At 39.9% G+C, this 283-nt stretch carries 1 pseudogene; it reads left to right on the forward strand.

Going from position 1 to position 283, the window contains the following annotated elements:
• Positions 1-283 (forward strand): annotated as a pseudogene (locus V3595_RS28550) (IS110 family RNA-guided transposase); the annotation flags it as partial.

Here is a 283-nt window from a genome sequence, read left to right on the forward strand (position 1 = left end):
TTATGTCTAACCGTGATGTGGTAGTTAAACGACTCGTTAGCACTATTAATCAATTAAACCGTTGGGTGGATATTGTCTTTCCTGAACTCAGGCAAGTATTTAAAGACATTACTGGTAAAGGGGCTATTGCCACACTTCGTTTATTTCCATCTCCAATGGAACTGCGTTCCCTGAAACCTCATGATGTAGTTCAGGATGGAAATCAATAATGAAGAGGCAGCCTGGATTAAAGAAAGCTCAATTACTTCTTCAGTTAGCTAGGAAATCTGTCGGCACAAGACAA

It is taken from the genome of Bacillus sp. CFBP9009 (assembly GCF_036541465.1).
Lineage (GTDB): Bacteria > Bacillota > Bacilli > Bacillales > DSM-1321 > Peribacillus.